Annotated in this window: 20 protein-coding genes; 5 read left to right on the top strand and 15 right to left on the bottom strand. The window is 65.7% G+C overall.

The window, feature by feature from the left end:
- Positions 1 to 15 precede the first annotated feature (15 nt).
- The 6 genes from ileS to gpmA all read right to left on the bottom strand — a co-directional run bounded on the left by ileS (position 16) and on the right by gpmA (position 7,161).
- The gene (gene ileS / locus A0J57_RS09460) at positions 16 to 2,913 is read right to left on the bottom strand and encodes an isoleucine--tRNA ligase (RefSeq protein WP_061935278.1); all 2,898 of its coding nucleotides are present in this window, start codon (positions 2,911 to 2,913) and stop codon (positions 16 to 18) included.
- A gap of 122 nt (positions 2,914 to 3,035) precedes the next feature.
- Positions 3,036 to 3,974, bottom strand: coding sequence for a bifunctional riboflavin kinase/FAD synthetase (locus A0J57_RS09465; RefSeq protein ID WP_044662502.1), 939 nt, complete (start codon positions 3,972 to 3,974; stop codon positions 3,036 to 3,038).
- Positions 3,975 to 4,034: 60 nt separating this feature from the next.
- Positions 4,035 to 4,685, bottom strand: a complete 651-nt coding sequence (locus A0J57_RS09470; RefSeq protein ID WP_062017073.1) for a dihydrofolate reductase — start codon at positions 4,683 to 4,685, stop codon at positions 4,035 to 4,037.
- Positions 4,686 to 4,807: 122 nt separating this feature from the next.
- Complete coding sequence (locus A0J57_RS09475) at positions 4,808 to 5,878, bottom strand: 5-(carboxyamino)imidazole ribonucleotide synthase (protein ID WP_061935279.1); 1,071 nt, start codon at positions 5,876 to 5,878, stop codon at positions 4,808 to 4,810.
- Between the two features lies 1 nt (position 5,879).
- The gene (gene purE, locus A0J57_RS09480; protein ID WP_044662505.1) at positions 5,880 to 6,374 is read right to left on the bottom strand and encodes a 5-(carboxyamino)imidazole ribonucleotide mutase; all 495 of its coding nucleotides are present in this window, start codon (positions 6,372 to 6,374) and stop codon (positions 5,880 to 5,882) included.
- 100 nt (positions 6,375 to 6,474) lie between these two features.
- On the bottom strand, positions 6,475 to 7,161 hold the full coding sequence (gene gpmA, locus A0J57_RS09485) for a 2,3-diphosphoglycerate-dependent phosphoglycerate mutase (protein ID WP_048578042.1): 687 nt from the start codon (positions 7,159 to 7,161) through the stop codon (positions 6,475 to 6,477).
- Positions 7,162 to 7,316: 155 nt separating this feature from the next.
- On the opposite strand from gpmA, the gene sppA reads away from it, so the two are divergent.
- Complete coding sequence (gene sppA / locus A0J57_RS09490; RefSeq protein ID WP_061935281.1) at positions 7,317 to 9,218, top strand: signal peptide peptidase SppA; 1,902 nt, start codon at positions 7,317 to 7,319, stop codon at positions 9,216 to 9,218.
- A 462-nt stretch (positions 9,219 to 9,680) separates the two neighbouring features.
- Positions 9,681 to 11,990, top strand: a complete 2,310-nt coding sequence (gene rnr / locus A0J57_RS09495) for a ribonuclease R (protein WP_061935284.1) — start codon at positions 9,681 to 9,683, stop codon at positions 11,988 to 11,990.
- 156 nt (positions 11,991 to 12,146) lie between these two features.
- Here the strand turns inward: rnr and A0J57_RS09500 are convergent, their stop codons facing one another.
- The 5 genes from A0J57_RS09500 to A0J57_RS09520 all read right to left on the bottom strand — a co-directional run bounded on the left by A0J57_RS09500 (position 12,147) and on the right by A0J57_RS09520 (position 15,583).
- Positions 12,147 to 12,467, bottom strand: coding sequence for a hypothetical protein (locus A0J57_RS09500; protein WP_025551395.1), 321 nt, complete (start codon positions 12,465 to 12,467; stop codon positions 12,147 to 12,149).
- A 101-nt stretch (positions 12,468 to 12,568) separates the two neighbouring features.
- Positions 12,569 to 13,945 carry an MATE family efflux transporter gene (locus A0J57_RS09505; protein WP_025551397.1) on the bottom strand — a complete coding sequence of 459 codons (1,377 nt, stop codon included), beginning with the start codon at positions 13,943 to 13,945 and terminating at the stop codon, positions 12,569 to 12,571.
- 3 nt (positions 13,946 to 13,948) lie between these two features.
- Positions 13,949 to 14,878, bottom strand: coding sequence for a DUF808 domain-containing protein (locus tag A0J57_RS09510; protein WP_061935287.1), 930 nt, complete (start codon positions 14,876 to 14,878; stop codon positions 13,949 to 13,951).
- 118 nt (positions 14,879 to 14,996) lie between these two features.
- Complete coding sequence (locus A0J57_RS09515; RefSeq protein ID WP_061935289.1) at positions 14,997 to 15,245, bottom strand: hypothetical protein; 249 nt, start codon at positions 15,243 to 15,245, stop codon at positions 14,997 to 14,999.
- Positions 15,242 to 15,583: a hypothetical protein gene (locus tag A0J57_RS09520; protein ID WP_048578038.1), complete on the bottom strand. Its 342-nt coding sequence runs from the start codon at positions 15,581 to 15,583 to the stop codon at positions 15,242 to 15,244. The genes A0J57_RS09515 and A0J57_RS09520 overlap by 4 nt, the downstream gene beginning before the upstream one ends.
- Positions 15,584 to 15,715: 132 nt before the next feature.
- Here A0J57_RS09520 and A0J57_RS09525 point away from each other — a divergent pair, with 132 nt between their 5' ends.
- On the top strand, positions 15,716 to 16,021 hold the full coding sequence (locus tag A0J57_RS09525; RefSeq protein WP_048578772.1) for a hypothetical protein: 306 nt from the start codon (positions 15,716 to 15,718) through the stop codon (positions 16,019 to 16,021).
- Positions 16,022 to 16,048: 27 nt separating this feature from the next.
- Here A0J57_RS09525 and A0J57_RS09530 read toward each other — a convergent pair whose 3' ends face one another.
- The 4 genes from A0J57_RS09530 to A0J57_RS09545 are packed head-to-tail and all read right to left on the bottom strand — an operon-like array spanning position 16,049 to position 19,835.
- Positions 16,049 to 16,681, bottom strand: a complete 633-nt coding sequence (locus A0J57_RS09530; RefSeq protein WP_044662511.1) for a trimeric intracellular cation channel family protein — start codon at positions 16,679 to 16,681, stop codon at positions 16,049 to 16,051.
- A 16-nt stretch (positions 16,682 to 16,697) separates the two neighbouring features.
- Positions 16,698 to 17,237 (bottom strand): glutathione peroxidase, encoded by a 540-nt coding sequence (locus A0J57_RS09535; RefSeq protein ID WP_044662512.1) that lies wholly within the window; start codon positions 17,235 to 17,237, stop codon positions 16,698 to 16,700.
- Positions 17,238 to 17,272: 35 nt separating this feature from the next.
- The gene (locus A0J57_RS09540) at positions 17,273 to 17,998 is read right to left on the bottom strand and encodes a VIT family protein (RefSeq protein ID WP_044662513.1); all 726 of its coding nucleotides are present in this window, start codon (positions 17,996 to 17,998) and stop codon (positions 17,273 to 17,275) included.
- A gap of 58 nt (positions 17,999 to 18,056) precedes the next feature.
- Positions 18,057 to 19,835, bottom strand: a complete 1,779-nt coding sequence (locus A0J57_RS09545; protein ID WP_061935292.1) for an ABC-F family ATP-binding cassette domain-containing protein — start codon at positions 19,833 to 19,835, stop codon at positions 18,057 to 18,059.
- Positions 19,836 to 19,974: 139 nt separating this feature from the next.
- On the opposite strand from A0J57_RS09545, the gene A0J57_RS09550 reads away from it, so the two are divergent.
- Together A0J57_RS09550 and A0J57_RS09555 are read left to right on the top strand one after the other, a co-directional pair.
- The gene (locus A0J57_RS09550) at positions 19,975 to 20,715 is read left to right on the top strand and encodes an SIMPL domain-containing protein (protein ID WP_061935295.1); all 741 of its coding nucleotides are present in this window, start codon (positions 19,975 to 19,977) and stop codon (positions 20,713 to 20,715) included.
- Positions 20,716 to 20,815: 100 nt separating this feature from the next.
- Entirely contained in the window at positions 20,816 to 22,081 is a 1,266-nt protein-coding gene (locus A0J57_RS09555) for a DUF445 domain-containing protein (RefSeq protein WP_044662516.1), read from the top strand.
- The last annotated feature ends 1 nt before the right edge of the window (position 22,082 follow it).

Raw genomic sequence — 22,082 nt, forward strand, 5'->3', positions numbered from 1 at the left:
GCAAGCGCTTCATGCTCACGCCGACAAAACCTCTTCGCAGCGGTTGCAGAGCGCGCCGTCTTCCTCGACCTCCGGCAGCAGGCGCCAACAGCGGCCGCATTTGTGCCAGTCGCTGGGCTTGACGACGATGCCGTCGCCCTTGCCCATTTCGATGCGGGCGACGATGGCGATTTCAGCGAAGTTCACACCGTCACTGGGGACCAGTTCACCCATGGTGACATCGGCTTCCAGACTGGAGCGGATGACCTTTTCGCGGCGGAGCGGTTCGATGGCTTCGTTGACCTGATCGCGCTGGTTGCGGATCTCCGCCCATTTGTCATCCAGGCTCTGGTCGAGCCATGCCGCATCGACGGTCGGCCATTCCAGGAAATGCACGCTTTCTTCGGCATTTGGATAGCGGCTTTGCCACACTTCCTCAGCGGTGAAGGGGATGATCGGCGCGGCGTAGCGGACCAGCGCGTGGAACAGCGTGTCGAGCACGGTGCGGTAGGCGCGGCGCTTCGGGTCCGACTTCGCATCGCAATAGAGGCAGTCCTTGCGGATGTCGAAGAAGAAGGCCGAAAGGTCGCTGTTCGCGAAATCCATCAGTGCGCGGGTGTAGCGGCTGAATTCCAGCCAGTTCTCGCTGCCGGCCGCCTTGTCGACCACGCTGCGGAGATCGGCGTCCAGCCTTGCCAGCAGATGGAGCATGTAGCGCTCCAGTTCCGGCATTTCAGCGACGGGCAGCCTTTCCTCTTCGGAAAAGTCGGAAAGCGCGCCCAGCAAGTAACGGAAAGTATTACGGAGTTTGCGATAGGCGTCGGACGAACCGGCCAGCACTTCCTTGCCGATGCGGACGTCGTCGAAATAGTCGGTGCTGGCGACCCAGACGCGCAGGATGTCGGAGCCGCTTTCGGCAATGACCTTCAGCGGATCGACGACATTGCCGAGGCTCTTCGACATTTTGCGGCCCTGCCCGTCCAGCGCGAAGCCGTGGGTGAGGACGGCGTCATAGGGCGCGCGGCCGCGCGTGCCGCTGCTTTCCAGCAGCGAGGACTGGAACCAGCCGCGATGCTGGTCGGAGCCTTCCAGATAGAGGTCGGCGCGGACGCCTTCGCCGTATCGGCCCTCCACCACGAAGCTGTGGGTCGAGCCGCTGTCGAACCAGACGTCGAGAATGTCGTTCACCACCTCATAGTCGTTGAGGTCGTAATCGGGGCCAAGCAGCGCCTGGTGGTCGGCGCCGAACCACGCATCGGCGCCCGCGCCCCTGAACGCTTCGAGGATGCGGGCATTGACTGATTTATCAACCAGATAGTCGCCGGTCTTGCGATGGACGTAGAGGGCGATCGGGACGCCCCATGCGCGCTGGCGGCTGATCACCCAATCCGGGCGTCCCTCCACCATCGAGCGGATCCGGTTGATCGAGCGTTCCGGCACCCAGCGGGTGTGTTCGATGGAGTTGAGGGCGAGTTCGCGCAGGGTGGCGGCGTTGTCGCCCTCACCCTTCCCACTCGCTTGCGCGAGCGGGCCCCTTCCCTCTCCCGCAAGGGGAGAGGGATTCTGGTCCATGGGGATGAACCATTGCGGGGTGCAGCGGAAGATGATCTTCGCCTTGGAGCGCCAGCTATGGGGATAGCTGTGTTTGAAGTCATCGGACGCAGCCAGAAGCCCGCCTGCTTCGCGCAGGTCGGTGCAGATGGGCCCTTCCCTGCCGACGAATTTCGGGTTGATGACGCTGCCCTGGCCGCCCAGCCAGAGCCAGTCTTCGCGATATTTGCCGTCATTCTCGACGGCGAAGACCGGGTTGATGCCGTTCGCCTTGCAGAGCGCGAAGTCGTCCTCGCCATGATCGGGGGCCATGTGGACGAGGCCGGTGCCCGCGTCGGTGGTGACGAAATCGCCCGCGAGGAACGGGCGGGGTTTGGCGAAAAAGCCGCCAAGGGCGTGCATCGGGTGGCGGGCGACGGCTCCGGCGAGGTCGGCGCCTTTGCCGCGCCAGAGGATTTCTGCCTCAGGCGTCGCGGTGGAGGCGGCGTCGGGAGATGGGTTCCCGCCTTCGCGGGAATGACGCAGGAGGACGGAGGGGACGAGGGCTTCGGCCAGCAATAATTTGCGGCCATTGCTTTCCACGAGGACATAATCGACTTCGGGGCCATAGGCCAAAGCCTGATTGACCGGGATCGTCCAGGGCGTGGTCGTCCAGATCACCGCATGGGCGCCGACCAGTTCGGGCGCGTTCGGGGCTTCGACGATCTCGAACGCCACGTCGACCTGGGTCGACACGATGTCCTCATATTCGACCTCCGCCTCGGCCAGCGCGGTCTTTTCGACCGGGGACCACATGACGGGCTTCGCGCCGCGATAGAGCTGGCCGCTTTCCGCGAATTTCAGCAGTTCGCCCACGATGGTGGCTTCGGCGTCGAACTTCATGGTGAGATAGGGATCGTCCCAGTCGCCCATGACGCCAAGGCGCTTGAACTGTTCCTTCTGCACGCCCACCCACCTGTCGGCATAGGCGCGGCATTCGGCGCGGAATTCCTGGGCCGGAACCTCGTCCTTGTTCTGCTTCTTCTTGCGATATTCCTCCTCGATCTTCCATTCGATGGGAAGGCCGTGGCAGTCCCAGCCGGGGATATAGGGCGCGTCATAGCCCAGCAGCGACTGGCTGCGGACGATGATGTCCTTCAGCACCTTGTTCATCGCATGGCCCATATGAATGTCGCCATTGGCATAGGGCGGGCCGTCGTGGAGGATGAAGCGCCTGCGGCCCTTACGCCGCTCCCGCAGCTTGCCGTAGAGGTCCATTTCCTCCCAGCGGGCCAGGATCGCCGGTTCCTTCTGCGCGAGGCCCGCCTTCATCGGAAAGTCGGTGACGGGCAGGAAGACGGTGCTCTTGTAATCCTGGGTTTCTTGGCGAGGCTGATCGGTCATTTTGGGTCCGGCGGTGAAATAATCCGTTCGTTCCGGCCTGCCGAACGATCGCGCTCTTCCTCAAGGAAAGAAAAGGGCTTCGACAGGCTCAGCCCGAACGGGTGAGAAATATGCCCGGTGCATTAGGCGAGGTGCGGCGTTCCCGCAAGGATTTGCCGCGCATCGTCGCAATCCTTCGCGATGGCGGCCATCAACGCGTCGAGGCCGTCATATTTCGCTTCAGGACGAAGATAGTGGATCAGTTGAACCTCGATCCGCTGGTCGTAGAGATTTTCGGCGAAGTCGAGGAAATGTGGCTCCAGCAATTCCTTGGGCGGATCGAAGCTGGGACGGATGCCAAGATTGGCCGCGCCGTCCAGCACGCGCCCGTCGGCCAGCAGCCCGCGCACGGCGTAGATCCCATAGGCCGGGCGCAGATAATGGCCAAGATCGATATTGGCCGTTGGAAAGCCGATGGTGCGGCCGAGCTTGTCGCCATGCTGGACCACGCCTTCAATGGCGAAGGGGCGGGTCAGCAGGCGGGTGGCGGTTGCGCAGTCGCCGGACTGGAGCGCCTTGCGGATGCGGGTGGAGGAGATGATCTCCCCATCCGCGCCGGTGACCGGGGGTACGGCTTCGGCGGCAAGGCCGAGCGGTGCGCCCAGTTGCGCAAGGCTCCGGGTGGAGCCCGCGCGGTCCTTGCCGAAGGTGAAATCCTCCCCCGTCACGACTCCGGCTACGCCCCAGTCGACCAGCAGGCGAACGAAGGAGAGCGGGTCCAGCGCGGCCAGTTCGCGGGTGAAATCGAACACCAGCATCGCGTCGGCGCCCGCGCGGGCGAAGAGGCGTTCCCGCTGGTCGAGGGTGGTCAGGCGGAACCAGGGGGTTTCCGGGCGAAAGAGCCGCATCGGATGCGGGTCGAATGTGGCGATGACAGCGGGCCTGCCCTGCGCGCGGGCAAGCTCTATGGCGCGGCGGGCCACGGCCTGATGCCCGGCATGAAATCCGTCGAAATTCCCCAGCGCCATGATGCTGCCGCGCAGATGCGCGGGCATCGGGGCGCCGCTGTGCAGCCGCTCCATGAGGGGCGCTATAGGGATGCGTCCGGCCGCTGGCAATGCGCGGCCAATATCGTAAAAAAATTAGCGATATTGAACCCGGAGGCTTTGCGTTGGCAGCAACTCTGCCAATCGATCCACGCCTTTTTTCGCTTTGTTTAAAAACTTTGATTTATATACCTTAATCACCTCCGCCCGCCGTGCTTGCACTTCGAGAGGACGCTTATGCAACATCTCAAAAATTTTAAACGGGGCTTCATCTTCCTCAGATGAAAGCGGCACCTCATCCAGCAAATTCAGTTCCCAATTAGATTCATCGTCAAATATTTTTTGATCGAAAAAGGCATCTGCATTTGGAACATATTTATCGACCATAGTAATCAGATACCGGTCCACAAACGGCGCAAATTGCTTGTAAGTGGCAGCACCTCCTACAACAAAAACCTCTCTGCCTTTCCATTTATCCGCATCGACAAGCGCCTCAGCAACGCTAGTTGCCACTTCACTATTGTCGGTCTTTGGGAAAAGGACTGCGTTATGAGATAAAACGATATTGTGTCGCTTGGGAAGCGGCTTTCTCATAGAATCCAGCGTTTTCCGCCCCATGATCACGACCTGATCTAGAGTTTGATCCCTAAAAAAGCGAAGGTCAGTTTTCAGGCGCCATGGCAATTCATTGTTGCAACCAATGGCACCTTCGCTGTTAACCGCGACGATAGAAGTTAAACGCTTCATTGTGCCCCTATTCCCGAATCTTGAATGAGCGTATGAAAGTTGGGCTTACTCGGATAGCCCACTCGCCTTACATTCGTCGTAACCGAGTCAATTTGCTGTGGAGGAGTTGGGGATAACTTTTCTCACAATACCAAACGAGTGACATGGCCCATCTTGCGCCCGGGGCGGGCTTCATGCTTGCCGTAGAGGTGCAGATGATTGGCAGGATCGGACAGGATCTGCAGCCAGTCATTGGCCTCGACGCCGATCAGGTTGCGCATCTCCACCTTCGTCGCGGCGAGGCCGGTGTCGCCCAGCGGCAGGCCGCAGATCGCGCGGACATGATTTTCGAACTGGCTCGTCACCGCTCCTTCGATGGTCCAGTGGCCGCTATTGTGGACGCGCGGGGCCATTTCGTTGAAGACCGGGCCATCGGCGCTGGCGAAATATTCCAGCGTCAGGACGCCGACATAGTCGAGCGCGTCTGCGACTTTCGACGCCAGGGCGCGGGCTTCGGCAAGCTGGCCTTCGATCCGCGCGCCGGCGGGAACCGTCGAACTGTCGAGAATGCCGTCCCTGTGGACATTGGCGGCGCTGTCCCAGAAGCGGATGTCGCCATGGGCGCCGCGCACGAGGATGACGGAGAATTCCTCCGCAAAGGTAACGAAGCCTTCGAGGATGGCGCTCTGGCGGCCAATGGCGTTCCACGCGCCGACCGCATCGCCGGGATCGGAGAGGCGCGCCTGCCCCTTTCCGTCATAGCCCATGCGGTTGGTCTTGAGGATCGCCCTGCTGCCGATCTGGTCCAGCGCCTCTTCGAGATCGTCCAGGCTTTCGACCGGGGCGAAGGGCGCGGTGAGGCCGCCAAGGTCGCAGACGAAGCGCTTTTCCGCGAGGCGGTCCTGAGCTACGCGGAGCGCCTCCGCGCCGGGGCGGACGAGACCGTGGGTGGCGAGGACTTCGACCGCCGAGGGATCGATATTCTCGAACTCATAGGTGACGACGTCGACACTGTCGGCGAAGGCCGCGAGCGCGTCGGCATCCTCATAGGCGCCCTGCGTCCAGCGGGGAGACACGTCGGCGGCGGGACCGCTCGATTCCGGAGCGTAGATGTGCGTGCGATAGCCAAGCTGCGCGGCGGCGATGGCGATCATCCGGCCCAACTGGCCGCCGCCTAATATGCCGATGGTGGAGCCGGGCGGGATGATGGTCATCTTATTCGGGGGTGTCCGCTACGTCGTTGGTCTGCTTTTCGCGCCAGGCGTCGAGGCGCTGCGCCAGCGCTTCGTCGGTGGTGGCGAGGATCGAGGCGGCGAAGAGCGCGGCGTTGATCGCGCCGGGCTTGCCGATGGCGAGCGTGCCGACCGGAACGCCGCCGGGCATCTGGACGATGGAAAGCAGGCTGTCCATGCCCTTCAGCGCCTTGGATTCCACGGGCACGCCCAGCACTGGCAGGCGCGTCATGGAGGCGGCCATGCCGGGAAGGTGCGCGGCGCCACCGGCTCCGGCGATGATGACTTTCAGGCCCCGCCCGACCGCGCCGGTGGCATAGTCGTAGAGGCGCTGAGGGGTGCGGTGGGCGGAGACGACCTTGCATTCATGGGCGACGCCGAGGGCCTCCAGCGTGTCCGCCGCGTGGCGCATCGTTTCCCAGTCGGATCGGCTGCCCATGATGATGCCGACTTGCACGGCTTCGAGTGCCCCGGTCATTTCGCTTCGCACTTTCCCTGATCATGCGGAAAGCAAAGCCCCTTAGCGGGAGGTTCGCGGAGGGGCAATGCTTCTTTCTTCCCCTGCGGGAGGGGCCTTTCTAGCGTTCCGACAGGTAGTAGCGGTCCCTGGCGGTCAGGTCGTCGGCGAGTTCATAGACGATGGGCTGACCGGTCGGGATTTCCAGTTCGGTGATCTCGTCGTCGGGAATGTTCGAGAGATGCTTCACCAGCGCGCGGAGGGAATTGCCGTGGGCGGAGATGACGACGCGCTTGCCGGCCTTGAGGTCGGGGGCGATCCGCTCTTCCCAATAAGGCAGCACGCGGGCGATCGTGTCCTTCAGCGATTCCGTCGAGGGGATCGGAATGCCGGCATAGCGGCGGTCCTTCGACAGGTCGAACTCGCTGCCCGCCTCCAGCGGCGGCGGCGGCGTATCGAAGCTGCGGCGCCAGATCTTCACCTGCGCGTCGCCATGCCTGGCCGCCGTCTCCGCCTTGTTGAGGCCGGTAAGGCCGCCATAATGGCGTTCGTTCAGGCGCCAGTCCTTTTCGACCGGCAGCCACAGGCGGCCCATTTCCTCCAGCACCAGGTTCAGCGTCTTGATCGCGCGGGTCTGGACGGAGGTGTAGCACTGGTCGAAGTCCAGCCCCTTTTCCCTGAGCAGGCGGCCGGCGGCGCGGGCTTCCTCCGCGCCCTTTTCGGTCACATCGACGTCCCACCAGCCGGTGAAGCGGTTTTCGAGGTTCCAGGCCGACTGGCCGTGGCGGATGAGGACGAGCGTGGGCATGAAGCGTGTCTCCTGCACGAGAAACCAAGAATTGCGCCCTCCCATAGCGCGGGAAATATCCGACGCAAGCTTGCGCGGCCCCGGCCTGCCCCCACATTGCAGTCGGTCCGTCGATGGGATAGCCCACGCAGAAGCTGAAGGAAGGAACCGGCAACTTGGCATTTGTGAAGGGCGTGTGGCGCATATTGGTGGCCATCAAGGACGGGCTGGTGCTGTTGTTCCTGCTGATGTTCTTCGGGGCGCTCTATGCCGCCCTGTCCTGGTCGCCCAAGCCCGCGCAGAGCGTCGGCAGCGGCGCGCTGCTGCTGAAACTGGACGGGACCATCGTTGAACAGCCGTCGGAAATCGATCCGATGGCGCTGCTGTCGGGCGGGAGCGACCGGGCGAAGGAATATGGGCTGGCCGACATCGTTGCCGCACTGGATGCCGCCAGGGACGACAGGAAGGTGAAGGCCGTCGTGCTGAACCTGGACGGTTTCATGGGCGGCGGTCAGGTGGCGCTGGCGCGGGTGGGCAAGGCGCTGGACGCGGTGCGCGCGGCGAAGAAGCCGGTCTTCGCCTATGCGGCCATCTACAGCGACGACAGCTATCAACTGGCCGCGCATGCGAGCGAAAGCTGGGTGGACCCGCTGGGCGGCGTGGCGATCACCGGGCGCGGCGGATCGGGGCTGTATTACAAGGGGCTGATCGACAAGCTGGGGGTCAACACCCATGTCTATCGCGTCGGCACCTACAAGAGCTTCGTCGAGCCCTTCACGCGGACCGGCCAGTCGCCGGAAGCGAAGCAGGCCAATCAGGCGCTCGCCGATGCGCTGTGGGAGGATTGGCGGCAGGAAGTGGCCAAGGCGCGGCCCAGGGCGCGGCTGGCGGCCTATGTCGGCAATCCGGCGGCTCTGGCGGAGGCGGCTGGCGGCAATCTGGCGAAGGCGGCCTTGGGCGCTGGGCTGGTCGACCGGGTGGGCGACGAAGCGGCCTTCGGCGCGCGGGTGGCAGAGGTTGCGGGCGATGCGCCGGACGACAGGGCCGGGAATTTCGCCGCCATCGATCTTAAAAACTATATGAGGGCGCACAAGCCCGCCAATGACGGCGAGATCGGCGTGCTGACCATTGCGGGCGACATCGTCGATGGCGAGGCCGGGCCGGGCACGGCGGCGGGCGACACGATTTCGGCGCTGCTGCGCAAGGCGTTGGCGGACAAGGACCTGAAGGCGCTGGTGGTCCGGGTCGATTCGCCGGGCGGATCGGTGATGGCGTCGGAGAAGATCCGCAGCGCCATCATGGAAGCGAAGTCCGAAGGTCTGCCGGTGGTGGTGTCCATGGGCAATGTGGCGGCCAGCGGCGGCTATTGGGTATCGACGCCGGCCGATGTGATCTTCGCGGAGCCGGATACGATCACCGGATCGATCGGCGTGTTCGGCATCATACCCAGCTTCGAGGGCACTCTGGCGAAGATGGGCGTCACCACCGACGGCGTGAAGACGACGCCGCTGTCGGGCCAGCCGGACATTGCCGGGGGCACCACGCCGGAGTTCGACCGGATCATGCAGATGGGGGTCGAGGATATTTACGGCCGCTTCGTCGGGCTGGTCGCGCAATCGCGCCGCAAGACCCCCCAGCAGATCGATGCCATTGCGCAGGGCCGCGTCTGGGACGGCGGCACGGCGCGGCAGATCGGCCTGGTGGATCGCTTCGGTGGGCTGGAAGAGGCGATTGCCGAGGCGGCGAGGCTGGCGAAGATCGATCCGGCCAAGGCCAGGCCCTATCGCATTGCCAAGGAACCGGACAAGTTCGCCGAATTCGTCCAATCGATCATGGATCGGGAGGATGAGGACGATGCCGGGGCCCCGTCAGCCATGGTCGGGCGCGACCTGCTGGGGCGGCAGGCGATCGTTCAGCGGAACTGGGCTTTGCAGGCCGTCGCCGATGTGCGCGCGCTGGTGAGCGGCGCGGGCGTGCGGGCCGATTGCCTGGAGTGCCGGGGCTATGGCGCGCCGCGGGTGGCGACAGCGGCGGATGAACGGGGGATGGTGGCGCTGCTGCTTGGGCTGTGGCGGTGATGTGCGGTGCTGCTTGATGTGGCATGGGGATTGATGGGCAGTGGCGGACATTCCTTCTCCCTTGAGGGAGGGGGATGGGAAGCCCTGGCGGCGAAGGAGTGTGGGCGGGGTTGGATGAGGAAGGGGCGGGCCTGAGGCCCGCGCGATCCGTTGGATCGCAACCCCCTCACCCAGCTACGACTAGGCAGCAAGCTGCCAAGTCTGCGCAGCCCTCTCCCTCGAGGGAGAGGGATNGGCCCGCGCGATCCGTTGGATCGCAACCCCCTCACCCAGCTACGACTAGGCAGCAAGCTGCCAAGTCTGCGCAGCCCTCTCCCTCGAGGGAGAGGGATAAAATGGGTGTCCGCTTATTCACCCAGCCCAGACGCCACAAAGGCCCTTCCCCGCAGCCGCTATCTTTTCGCATCAACCCTTCGCCATGGAACACTGGCGCGGGGGAGCCCCTCTCCCTATAGCTGGTCCATGGCATCCACCGAAAAGAAGAAGAAATCCGACTCCACCCGGACCAAGGTGCGGCCCGCAGGTTTCCCGACGCGCGAGCAGGTGATGGATTTCATCGCCACGTCCGACCAGCCGGCCGGAAAGCGGGAGATCGCGAAGGCCTTCGGTCTCAAGGGGCAGGAGAAGATCGCGCTCAAGGCGCTGCTCAAGGACATGGCGGACGAAGGGCTGATCGACATCGGCCCAGCGCGGGCCTTCCACAAGATGGGCGGCGTGCCCAAGGTCACGGTGCTGCGGATCGTGGATGTCGACGACACCACCCTGATCGCCACGCCGGAACGCTGGGAGGCGGAGGGGCAGCCCGCACCCCGGCTGCGCGTCATGGAGCGGGGCAAGCGCGGCGCGCTGACGATTGGCGACCGCATATTGGCGCGGACGGAGGAAGCGGGGCGCGGCTGGGTCGCGCATCCGATGAAGAAGCTTGCCAAGGCGAGCGAGGAATTGCTGGGCGTGGTCGAGGAAGCGGATGGCGGCAAGCTGTGGCTGCGGCCGGTCGACAAGCGCATCCGGCGGGATACCCCGATTTCGGACGCCGGCACGGCGAAGAAGGGCGATCTGGTGCTGGCCGAGCCGGTGGGGCGCCCGCCCCGGATCACGGCGCGGGTGACGGACATATTGGGCGATCCCTTCGCGCCGCGCAGTTTCAGCCTGATCGCCATCCACAAGCATGGCATTCCCCACGTCTTTTCCGAGCGGGTCGAGGAGGAGGCGGTGACGGCTTCCAGCCTCGCCTTGCATGAGGAGAAGCGGGAGGATTTGCGGCACCTGCCCATCGTCGCCATCGATCCGGTCGATGCGCGGGACCATGACGATGCGGTCTGGGCCGCGCCGGATGATGATCCGGCCAATGAGGGCGGCTACAAGGCGATCGTCGCGATCGCGGACGTCAGCTATTATGTGCGTCCGGGCAGCGCGCTGGACCGCGAGGCGAGGAAGCGCGGGAACAGCGTCTATTTCCCCGATCTGGTCGTGCCGATGCTGCCCCACCAGCTTTCGTCCGACATGTGTTCGCTGCGGGCGGGCGAGGATCGTGCGGCCATGGCCTGTCACCTCGTGCTGGATGCGGCGGGCAAGGTGAAGAGCTGGCGCTTTTCCCGCGCGGTGATCCGGGTAGCGGCGGTGCTGGCCTATGAGGATGCGCAGGCGGCGATCGACGGCGAAAAGCCCCTTGACCTGTTGGAACCGGCATTGAAGCCCCTCTGGGCCTGCTGGGCGCTGCTGCGCAAGGCGCGGGACAAGCGGGAGCCGCTGGCGCTGGACCTGCCGGAGCGGCGGGTGGTGCTGGACGAATATGGCAAGATCGTCAGCGTGGCGGTGCGCGAGCGGCTGGACGCGCATATGCTGATCGAGGATTATATGATCGCCGCCAATGTCGCGGCGGCAAAGGCGCTGGAGGCCAAGAAGGCGCCGGTCATGTACCGTGTCCATGAGCCGCCGAGTCGGGACAAGCTGGTGGCGCTGAAGGATTATCTGGCGACCTTCGACATCGAATTCGCCCTGGGGCAGGTGGTGAAGCCCGCCACCTTCAACCGGCTGATCGCCCGGATCGGGGAAGCGGAGGAGAAGCCCCAGATCATGGAGCAGATCCTGCGCAGCCAGACGCAGGCCTATTATGCGCCGTCCAATATGGGGCATTTCGGGCTGGCGCTGGGGTCCTACGCGCATTTCACGTCGCCGATCCGGCGCTATGCGGACCTGCTGGTGCATCGGGCGCTGGTGGGCGCCTATGGGCTGGAACTGCCCGCGCCCAAGGGGGATATTCCCGACCGGTCTTCGCTGAGCGGCGAGGATATGGAGAATATGGGCCGCGTGGGCGAGATGATCAGCCAGCATGAGCGCCGCGCCATGGAGGCGGAGCGGGAGACCATCGACCGCTATGTCGCGGCGTTCCTGGCGGCGCATGTGGGCGATCTGGTGGAGGCGCGGATCACCGGGGTGCAGAGCTTCGGCTTCTTCGCCACGATCGAGGGGCTGGGCGGCGACGGGCTGGTGCCGGTGTCGACGCTGGGCGACGAGCGTTTCTTCTTCGACGAAGCCGGGCGGGCGCTGGAAGGCGTGGAGAGCGGGGACCGCTATACGGTCGGGCAGCGGCTGCAATTGCGGCTGGCCGAAGCGGACCCGATCAACGGCTCGTTGCGCTTCGAACTGCCCGACGCCCTGCCCCAGCGGCCGAGCTTCAAGAAGGACCGCGTGCGGCCCGGCAGCGTCAGGCGCGGGCGGCCGACCAATATCCGGCACATCGGATCGAAGCGGGGCAAGCATCGGCGGTGAGAGCCCCTTTGCGATGAAGCTTCCACGGCGCGGGTTGACGCGAGTTCCTGTCCTTGCAGGAGCAGATGGCGCTGCAATCTCCACGGCGTGACCATGAACGAAAAGGGGCGGCCCCGCAGGACCGCCCCTTTTTCCTCTTCAACCGGCAATGCGGCTTCAGGCTGCCGCGCTCTCCGGCTCGACCGCGAACAGGGTCACGCCCTTATATTTGCTGTCGCCCTGATCATAGAGGCCGTGCATCGCCTCGAACTTTTCATCGACCAGGCTGACGTCGTTCAGTCCCGCCAGCTTGAAGGTGCCGAGCTTCAGCTCCCGCGGCGGGCGGCCGTCGCGCTCTATCGTCACTGCGTCGATGAACATTTCGTCATGGCGCGTGTAGAGGATGTGCGGCGCGAGCTTCACGACCATCTTGTTGTAGGTCGCCATCAGACATTTCTGAAGCGCTATCGCCTCGAAGAACATGGTAGGAGCGTTCATAATGCGTTTTTCATTACCGATTTGACGCGCCGGTTCAATTGCTTTGTGCGTCGCACCATCGCACGGCGACGCAACCCGGCCCATGCCCGCGACAAATGGATTCAGGCGTTTCGCCTGCGCGATAGAAGATGCAGCCGCTCACGCAAGGCCCAGCGCGCCACCAGCAGCAGCGCGACGACGCCCAGCCCGCTCGCGAGTCCCAGCCAGATGCCAAGGCCCTGCAACCCCAGCGGAAAGGCCAGGACGATGCCGATTCCGATGCCGATCACCCAATAGCCGATCAGGGCGAAGATCATCGGCACGCGGGTATCCTGTATGCCCCTCAATACCCCTGCCCCCACCGCCTGCGCGGCGTCCACCAACTGGAACAGCGCCGCGACGCCCAGGAAACCGACCGCCAGCATCGCGGTCCGCGCATTGGCGGGATCGGCAAGGTTCAGGAAAGCGGAGATCAGCATGCGCGGAAAGGCGATGAGCATCGTCGCGGCGATCAGCGCGAATCCGGTCCCGATCGCCAGCGCCAGCCAGCCCGCACGGCCGACCGCCGCCAGATCGCCCTTTCCATAGGCGAGGCCCACGCGCACGGTCGCCGCCTGGCCGATGCCCATCGGCACCATGAAGACGAGCGCGGCGATCTGGATCGCGACGGCGTGCGCCGCCAGCGAGTCGCGGTCGATCAGCCCCATCAGGAAGGCGGAGGCGTTGAACACGGTGGTTTCCAGCCCCAGGGTGATCGCGATCGGCAGGCCCAGCGCCCATACGGCCCGGTGCCGTTCGCGATCACGGGTCCAGAATCGTCCCAGCAGACGATAGCGGCGGAACCGCCGGTCGATCAGGATGACCGACAGCAGCCCGAGGAACAGGAAGGAAGAGGACAGCGTGCTGGCGATGCCCGCGCCGAAAATCCCCAGCGCGGGAAAACCCAGATGCCCGAAGATCAGGGTCCAGCCCGCCAGCAGGTTGAACGGGATGGCGCAGACCATGATGATCAGGCCCCAGACCGGCCGTTCCAGCGCGGAAATGAAGTTGCGCAGCGTGGTGAAGCCCAGAAAGGGCAGCAGCGCCCATTGCAGGCCGCGCATCAGTTCGCCCGCCTGCGCCGCCAGGTCCGCCTCCTGCCCCATCAGCAGCAGGATGGATTCGCTTTCCCAGAGCAGCGCCCAGGCGGGCAGTACGAACAGGGTCGCCGCGCGCAGTGTCTGGTGCACCGTCCGCCTGACGTCGCGCACCGAATGCCGCCGACGCCCCCGCTCCGTGGCGATCAGCGGCGCGGCGGCGGTGACAAGCCCCATGCCGAAGATCAGCAGCGCGTTGAACAGGTTGATCGCCAGCGCCCCCGAAGCCACCGCGCCCGCGCCGAGCCGGCCCAGCAGCAGCAGGTCGGTCGCCGCGATGCCGGCCCAGGCGATATTGCCCGCGATCATCGGCAGCGCGAGCGCGGTCAGCGCCCCGGCCTCCAAACGCCAGGGTGAACGCATCGATCAGTGCTTTTTGAAGAGGTGCAGCACCGCCACGACGATGCCGCCGACGACCAGCCCGACGATAGCCGCGCCCGCCGCGTTCACGACCCATTCCACCGCCGGCGCGATGGCGGGCAGCCCCCGGCCCGCGGCTTCCGCGACATGATGGATGGCGCCGGGGATGAGATCCCAGTGAAATTCGTGCAGCCCGTGGACGATCAGGCCCCCGCCGACCCAGAGCATGGCCGCCGTGCCGACGACGCCCAATATCCGCATCAGCACCGGCATGGCCTTCACCATCGCCCGGCCCATCACCCGTGCGCCGGCCGAACGCCGCTCCGCCAGATGCAGGCCGATATCGTCCATCTTCACGATGAAGCCGACGACGCCATAGACGCCGGCGGTGATCAGGAAGGCGACGACGATCAGGACGATCGCCTGCTCCCAGATCGGTTCCGCCGCCACGGTGCCGAGCGCGATCGCCATGATCTCGCCCGAGAGGATGAAGTCGGTGCGGATCGCGCCGGAGACCTTCTGGTCCTCCAGTTCCTTCGAACTGTGCGTTTCCAGCGCCTCCTCCGCCAGATCATGGCCGCCCTGCACTGCCTCCAGCAGCTTTTCGGCGGCTTCGAAACAGAGAAAAGCGCCGCCCAGCATCAGCAAGGGGGGCAGAAGCCAGGGCGCGAGGGCGCTCAGAACCAGCGCGGCGGGGAGCAGGAACAGCAGCTTGTTGCGCAGCGATCCCTTGGCGATCTTCCAGATGATGGGGAGTTCGCGGTCCGGTGTCAGGCCCATGACATAGCGCGGCGTGACGGCGGTGTCGTCGATCACGACCCCGGCCGCCTTCGAGCCCGCCTTGCCCGCGGCGGCGGCGACATCGTCCAGCGAACTGGCGGTAAGCTTGGCAATCCCCGCCACGTCGTCGAGCAGCGCGATCAGACCCGAAGGCATTGATGTTATTCCCCTGTTGGCCCCGGCATGGGACCGGCAGCCGCCTCAATAGAGGCGGGGCACAAGCGGTGCAATGGATTGGGAAGCGATCGGATCGATAAGGGGGCGCGCCGGCGGCTCAATGCAGCCCGCGATAATTGCCCGGCGGGTCGCTGGCGGGGAAGCTTTCATCGACCTGCTCGTCCACCATGTCCCAGTCGCGCGCGTCGATATGCTGCTCGTCCGGCCCGGCATCGCGCACCGGGCCGGAGGAGAAGCCAGTCCTGCGATAGTCGCCCGCGTCGCGCTGCGCCTGCCACTCCTTCCATCCCCTCCACGCCACGGCGCCCAGTCCGGTGAGGAATGCGAGTTTCAACAACCCCTTCATTTCGGCTTCTCCTGTGTTCGGTGCAGATGGACCCATTCGGCCCGGTTGCCGCTGACGGTGTCCGGCGTCAGCGGGATGTCGCCTTCCTCGTCGGTGCCGCCCGGCGGTTCCACGGACGGCGCGGAGGCGACGGCCCAGCGCTGGCGCAGCGCGGCGTCGATCATCGCCTGCCAGACCCGTTCGTCACCCGCCTGCCGCATGGCATCGTCGGGGTCCTTGATGATGGCGAGCAGGCCTGCCGCGGTTTCCACCTGTTCCTGCCAGCGATCCGGACCCAGGTCGGGATTGCCGGCGGCCAGATGCCGCGCCAGCCGTTCGAGAAGAATGCGCTGCTCCATGCGCTGGTGAACGCGGGCCGGACCGCCCTGTTCCCCCCGTCGTTCGGTTCCCGCGTCGTAACGCCTGTGCAGCGATGTGAACGGCCCGCCGGTTCGATCGTTAGCCTGGAATGCAAGGAAAAGGAGACGATCATGCCCCAGGGCGACAAGAGCAGCTACACCGACAAGCAGAAGCGCAAGGCGGAGCATATCGAGCAGGGTTATGAGGATCGCGGCGTGTCCCGCAAGGAAGCGGAACGGCGCGCCTGGGCGACCGTCAACAAGGAATCGGGCGGCGGCAACAAATCCGGCTCCGGCCGGGGCAAGCCGGACAGCCATGCCTCCTCGCGCAAGGGCGGGAAGAAGGGCGGCGCGGCGTCGGCCCGGCGTCCGGCCGCCGATCGGTCCGCCGCCGCCAGAAAGGGTTGGGAAACCCGGCGGAAAAAGGCGCATGGGTGACGGCGGACGCTATCCGCGGACGCCGGTTCAGTCTTCCGTCTGGTAGTGCGGCAGCCCGAGCCCTTTTCGCATCGCGACGGCCCGCAGCAGGAAACCGAGCAGCGCGGCGATGACGCCCGCGACGGGGACGTCCAGCCCGATCCAGCGCAGGACGACGAACAGGCCCGCCGCGAGCGCCGCCGCCGTCACGTACAGTTCCGGCCGCAACAATATGGACGGCTCCCCCGCCAGCAGGTCGCGCATGATGCCGCCGACGCAGCCGGTGACGACGCCCATCATCGCCGCCACCAGCGGCGGCACGCCATAGCTCATCGCCTTGGCCGCGCCATAGACGGCGAAGGCGGCGAGCCCCACCGCATCCAGCCAGTCGAGAGCGCTGTCGCTCCACAAACGGCGTGGGGTGAACCAGACGAGCAGCGCCGCCATCATGCAGGCGATGGCGGGCACGGCGTCGCGGACCCAGAAGACCGGCGCGCCGATCAGCAGGTCTCGGACAGTCCCGCCGCCTACCCCCGTCACCAGCGCGAAGAAGGCGAAGGTGACGAGCGTCTGGCGCAGGCGCGCGGCCGCCAGCGCCCCGGACGCGGCGAAGACGAAGGTGCCGACGATGCCGAGCGTCTCCAGCACCGGGCCGATTTGCGGCAGCAGCGTCTGGTTCATGGGGCGGCGCTGGGCGCTATTTCGCCAGTTCCGCCTCTATGGCCGCGATCAGCCCGGCATCGTCGGGCGCGGTCGAGGGTGCGAAGCGGGCGGCCACGCTGCCATCCTTCGCGATCAGGAACTTCTCGAAATTCCAGAGCACTTCGGGTTCGGGATTGGGCGTGATGCCATAGCCGATCAGCTTTTCGCGGAACTCGGCCCCCTCCCCCTGCGAACTCGGCTGCGCGCCGGTCAGCGCTGCGTAGAGCGGGTGCTTTTCCGGCCCGGTGACGACGATCTTCTCGAACATCGGGAAATCCACGCCGAAATTGGTCGTGCAGAAGGTCGCGATCTCTTCATTGCTGCCCGGTTCCTGCGCACCGAAGTCGTTGGCGGGGAAGCCGGCGACGACCAGCCCCTTGTCCCTATAGTCGCGATAGAGCTTTTCCAGCCCCTCATATTGCGGGGTCAGGCCGCATCGGGAGGCGACGTTGACCACCAGAACCACCTTGCCCGCATAGTCGGCCAGGCTGGCGTCGGCGCCCTTGATGGTCTTGAGCGGGATTTGCTGGATCATGGCATGCTCTCCTTGCGAATGGACGGCTTCCCCCATCATATGGCGGCGCCGAAGAGCTTGCCTACCCCGGAGGTCGCAAGCATCGCGAAAACGCCCCAGAAGACGACGCGAGCCACCGCCCGCGCTACCCCGCCGCCACCCAGGCGGGCGCCGACATAGCCAAGCACCGCAAGGCACAGCAGCGACGTGACGGCGACGGCCGCTATGGCGTGCGACGGATTGGCGACGGCGGCCAGCACAGGGGCGACCGCGCCTGCGGAGAAGGTCGCGGCGGAGGTCAGCGCCGCCTGGACGGGCCGCGCGGTGCTGATGTCGGAAATGCCCAGTTCGTCCCGCGCATGGGCGGCGAGCGCGTCGACATTCATCAACTGCGTCGCCACCTGGCCCGCGAGGTCAGCCGTCAGGCCGCGATCGACGTAGATGTCGCGCAATTCCTCCCATTCCACATGGGGCTGTTGGGCGAGCGCCTTCTTTTCCTTGGCCAGATCGGCGCGCTCCGTATCGGACTGGGCGCTGACGGACACATATTCGCCCGCGGCCATCGACATGGCGCCCGCCACCAGCGCGGCGATGCCCGACAGAAGGATGGTATCCCGCGACGCCCCCGACGCAGCGATGCCGGTGAGCAGGCTGGCGGTGGAGACGATGCCGTCATTGGCGCCCAGAACGGCCGCGCGCAGCCAGCCGACGCGGTTGACATAATGGACCGCATGATGGCCGTCGATCATGTCATTGTCCTGCATCGTCGCGGATTGTTCCATGCGCCTGTCCCCTTTTCCGCTATCTGGCTACCAGATGAGGAGGATGGCGCAAGGCATTCTAGGCACCCAGCCCTTCCGCCTTTTCCGCCAGTTCCAGCCAGCGTTCCTCCGCGGCTTCCTTTTCGGCGCGAGCCTTTTCGATCGCCTTGCTGAGCAGGTCGAACCTGCCGGGATCGCGGCTGTAGAGATCGGGATCGGCCAGCGCTTCCTCATTGCGGGCAATGGCCGCCTCCATCTCCTCTATCCGCTTGGGCAGCAGGTCGAAATCGCGCTGGTCCTTGTAGCTGAGCTTGGTCGACGCGCTTTTCGGCGGGGGCGGCGCCGCAGCCTTCTTCTCTTGCCTGGGCGCGTTCCTCGGCTGGCGCTTGGCGACCCAATCCGCATAGCCGCCGACGATCACGTCGACGGTGCCGGAGCCGTCGAGGCCAAGCGTGACCGTCACCGTGCGGTCGAGGAAGTCGCGGTCGTGGCTGACGATCAGGACGGTGCCCTCATAATCGGCAATGACTTCCTGAAGCAGGTCGAGCGTTTCGAGGTCCAGGTCGTTGGTCGGCTCGTCCAGCACCAGCAGGTTCGATTCGCGGGCGAATTCGCGGGCGAACAGCAGCCGTGAGCGCTCGCCGCCCGACAGGGTGCCGACGCGCGCCTCCGCCAGCGAGGGGTCGAAGAGGAATTCCTTCAGATAGCCGTGGACATGCTTGCGCGTGCCGCGCACGTCGATCCAGTCGCCGCCTTCGGCCAGAACGTCGCGCACGCGCCTGTCGGCCTGCATCAGGCTGCGCTGCTGGTCGATGAAGATCATGTCGAGCGATTTGGCCTGACGGACCTGTCCGCTGTCGGGCGCGAGTTCACCGGTCAGCAGTTTGAGGAGCGTGGTCTTGCCCGCGCCATTGCCGCCGACGATGCCGATCCGGTCGCCGCGCTGGATGCGCAGCGAGAAATCCCTGATGACGGTGCGGTCGCCGAAATTCTTCGTGACATGCTCAGCGGTGATGACGCTTTTCGTCTTGTTGTCGTCGCTGGCGACGGCGATTTTCGCGACACCCTGCGGCCCCACCATGGCGGCGCGCTGGGCCCGCATTTCGTGGAGCTTGGCAAGGCGGCCCTGGTTGCGCTTGCGCCGGGCGGTGACGCCGCGTTCCAGCCAGTGCGCCTCGATCTTGAGCCGGGCGTCCAGCTTCTCTGCGGCGCGGGTTTCCTCGGCATAGACCGCTTCCATCCACTGCTCGAAACCGCCGAAGCCGATCTCGTTGCGGCGGATGCCGCCACGGTCCAGCCACAGCGTCTGGCGCGTGAGGCGCGTCAGGAAGGCGCGGTCATGGCTGATGACGATGAACGCGCCATTATAGCGGCCGAGCCAGCCCTCCAGCCAGTCGATGGCGTCGATGTCGAGATGGTTGGTCGGTTCGTCCAGCAGCAGCAGATCGGGTTCGCTGGCGAGGGCGCGGGCGATGGCGGCGCGGCGGCGTTCGCCTCCCGAAGCGGTCGCGGCCTCTCGGTTGAGGTCCGTACCGAGCTGGCTGGCGATGGCGTCCACCTCATGCGCGGGCGGCGCGAACTGGCCCGCTAGCGCGAAGTCGCGCAGCGTGGCGAAGCCGGAAACGTCAGGGTCCTGCTCCAGCATGATGACGCGGGCGCCCGGACGGACGGAGCGCGTGCCCTCGTCCGGTTCGATCTGGCCGGCGATCAGTTTCAGCAGCGTGGTCTTTCCCGCGCCGTTGCGGCCGATCAGCGCCAGCCGGTCCCGATCCCCGACGAAAATATCGAGATTGCGGAAAAGCCAATGGGTGCCCTGGGACAGGCCAAGATTTTCGAAGGAGAGAATGGGAGCCGCCATGGCCGTGCAGCTAGGGCTTTGGCGCGCTTGGGGCAAGGGGGGGGAACCGGAAGCTGTCTGACGGCTTTCAACGCATGTCAGCGTCCATTCATCGCAGCCGTCACAATGTCGCTGCATCGCTTCTTGAGGAGAAAGCCCTGTGAAATCCACGTTCGCCCTGATGGCATCCGCTGTCGTTGCCGCCGCCGCTCTGCCCATCGCGGCCGCTGCGCAGACCAGCGTGACCATCGCAGAAACCGCGCCGGTCGTGACGTTGAACGTCACCGAGACCGTGGAGGCGGCGCCCGACATGGCGACGGTGGGTACCGGGGTCCAGACGCGCGCCCAGACCGCCGCGCAGGCGATGCGCGACAATGCGGTGCAGATGGACAGGCTGGTCGCCGCGCTGGTGAAGGCGGGCATTCCGAAGAAGGACGTCCAGACCAGCGGCATCAATCTGAGCGCGCAATATGACTATAGCAACCGCGACGGCCAGCCCGCCGGGCCGCGTTTCATCGGCTATGAGGCTTCGAACCAGCTATCGGTGAAGCTGCGCGACATCAGGAAGGTGGGAACCCTGCTCGACACGATGGTGGAGGCCGGAGCGACCAATGTGAACGGGCCGAGCTTCTCGATCAGCGATCCCGCGCCGATGCTGGCGCAGGCCCGGGCGGCGGCGTTGAAGACCGCCAGGGCGCAGGCCGATTTCTATGCCCAGGCGGCGGGTTATCGCTCGGCAAGGCTCGTCTCGCTGGCGGAGAGCAACAGCGGCGGGCAGCCGCCCATGCCGGTGATGGCAGCGGCCCGGTTCAAGGCGGACTCAGCGCCTGCGACGCCGGTGGAGCCGGGACAGGTCGGGTCCTCGGTGACGCTGACGGTGCAATATGCGCTGGAAAAATAAGGTGGCGGGGCGCCCTTCGGCCAGTTGCCGGCCTTCCATCCCCTTCCCCGGAAAAGAAGCGCTTGCCTGAACGAAACGGCGGCGTAACCGTTAGCTGGTCATGAAGATGCTTGCTCCGCCCCGGCCCGCCGTCGCCAGCCCTGTCCATCCGGCGCGGCGCATGCGGACGGTGGCGACGGGCATGCTGCTGGTCATGGCGGCGCTGTTCCTGGCGGCGCGGGCGACGGCGCACCTCCACCCCGCCATCGGCTTCGTCCAGGCCTTTGCCGAGGCGGCGATGGTCGGCGGACTGGCCGACTGGTTCGCCGTCACCGCCCTGTTCCGCCACCCGCTGGGCCTGCCGATCCCGCATACCGCGATCATCCCGCGCAACAAGGATCGGATCGGGGATACGCTCGCTTTGTTCCTGCGCGACAATTTCCTTACCCCCGCCGTGGTGGCGCGGCGGATGCAGCGGCTGGACATGGCGGCCGCCGCGGGACGCTTCCTGTCGAGTCCCTCCAGCGGCGACGGCAGGCTGCGCGAGGGCGCGTCCCGGCTCGCCGCCGATATATTGGAAGCGCTGGACCAGGAACGGCTGGGCGGCATGGTGAAGGGCGCCATCGCCCAGCGCCTGCGCGCCATGAACCTTGCCCCCCTGATCGGGCAGGCGCTGGAAGCCGCAATGCGGGACGGGCGCCACGCCCCGGTGATGGACGGCATCATCCTATGGGCGGATCGCACGCTGGAGGCGAACGACCATTTGATCCGGCAGATGGTGCATGACCGGTCGGGCAAGATAATGCGCTGGACCGGCCTTGACGAAAATCTGTCCAATGCGATCATCGACGGGCTGCGCAAGCTGCTGGCCGACATGGCGCAGGACCCGGCCCACAGCCTGCGCCTGAAGGCCGAGGAGGGCCTGACGAAGCTCGCCGCCGACCTGCAATTCGATCTGGAGATGCAGGCGCGCGTGGCGCGCATCCGTGACGAAGTTGTCGACAATCCGGCAATGCAGCGCTGGATCGATGGCCTGTGGGAACAGGCGCGCGGCGGGCTGTTGCGCGCGGTGCGCGATCCCGGCAAGGCGATGGCGGGGCGTCTGGGCGAAGCGCTCCATCAGCTTGGCGCGACCTTGCAACAGGACGCGCGGCTACGGTTCCTTATCAACCGCTTCGTGCGGCGTGCCGCCGTGGGGGCGACGGCAGCCTATGGCGATGCCATCGTCAAGCTGGTCAGCGAGACGGTGCGCGGATGGGATGCGGGGACCGTCACCAGCCGGCTTGAGCATGCGGTCGGCCGCGACCTGCAATATATCCGGGTCAACGGCACGCTGGTGGGCGGGCTGGTGGGACTTGCCATCCATAGCATCGATACGCTGCTGTAGA

Source organism: Sphingobium sp. 22B (assembly GCF_001580035.1).
Classification (GTDB): domain Bacteria; phylum Pseudomonadota; class Alphaproteobacteria; order Sphingomonadales; family Sphingomonadaceae; genus Sphingobium; species Sphingobium fuliginis.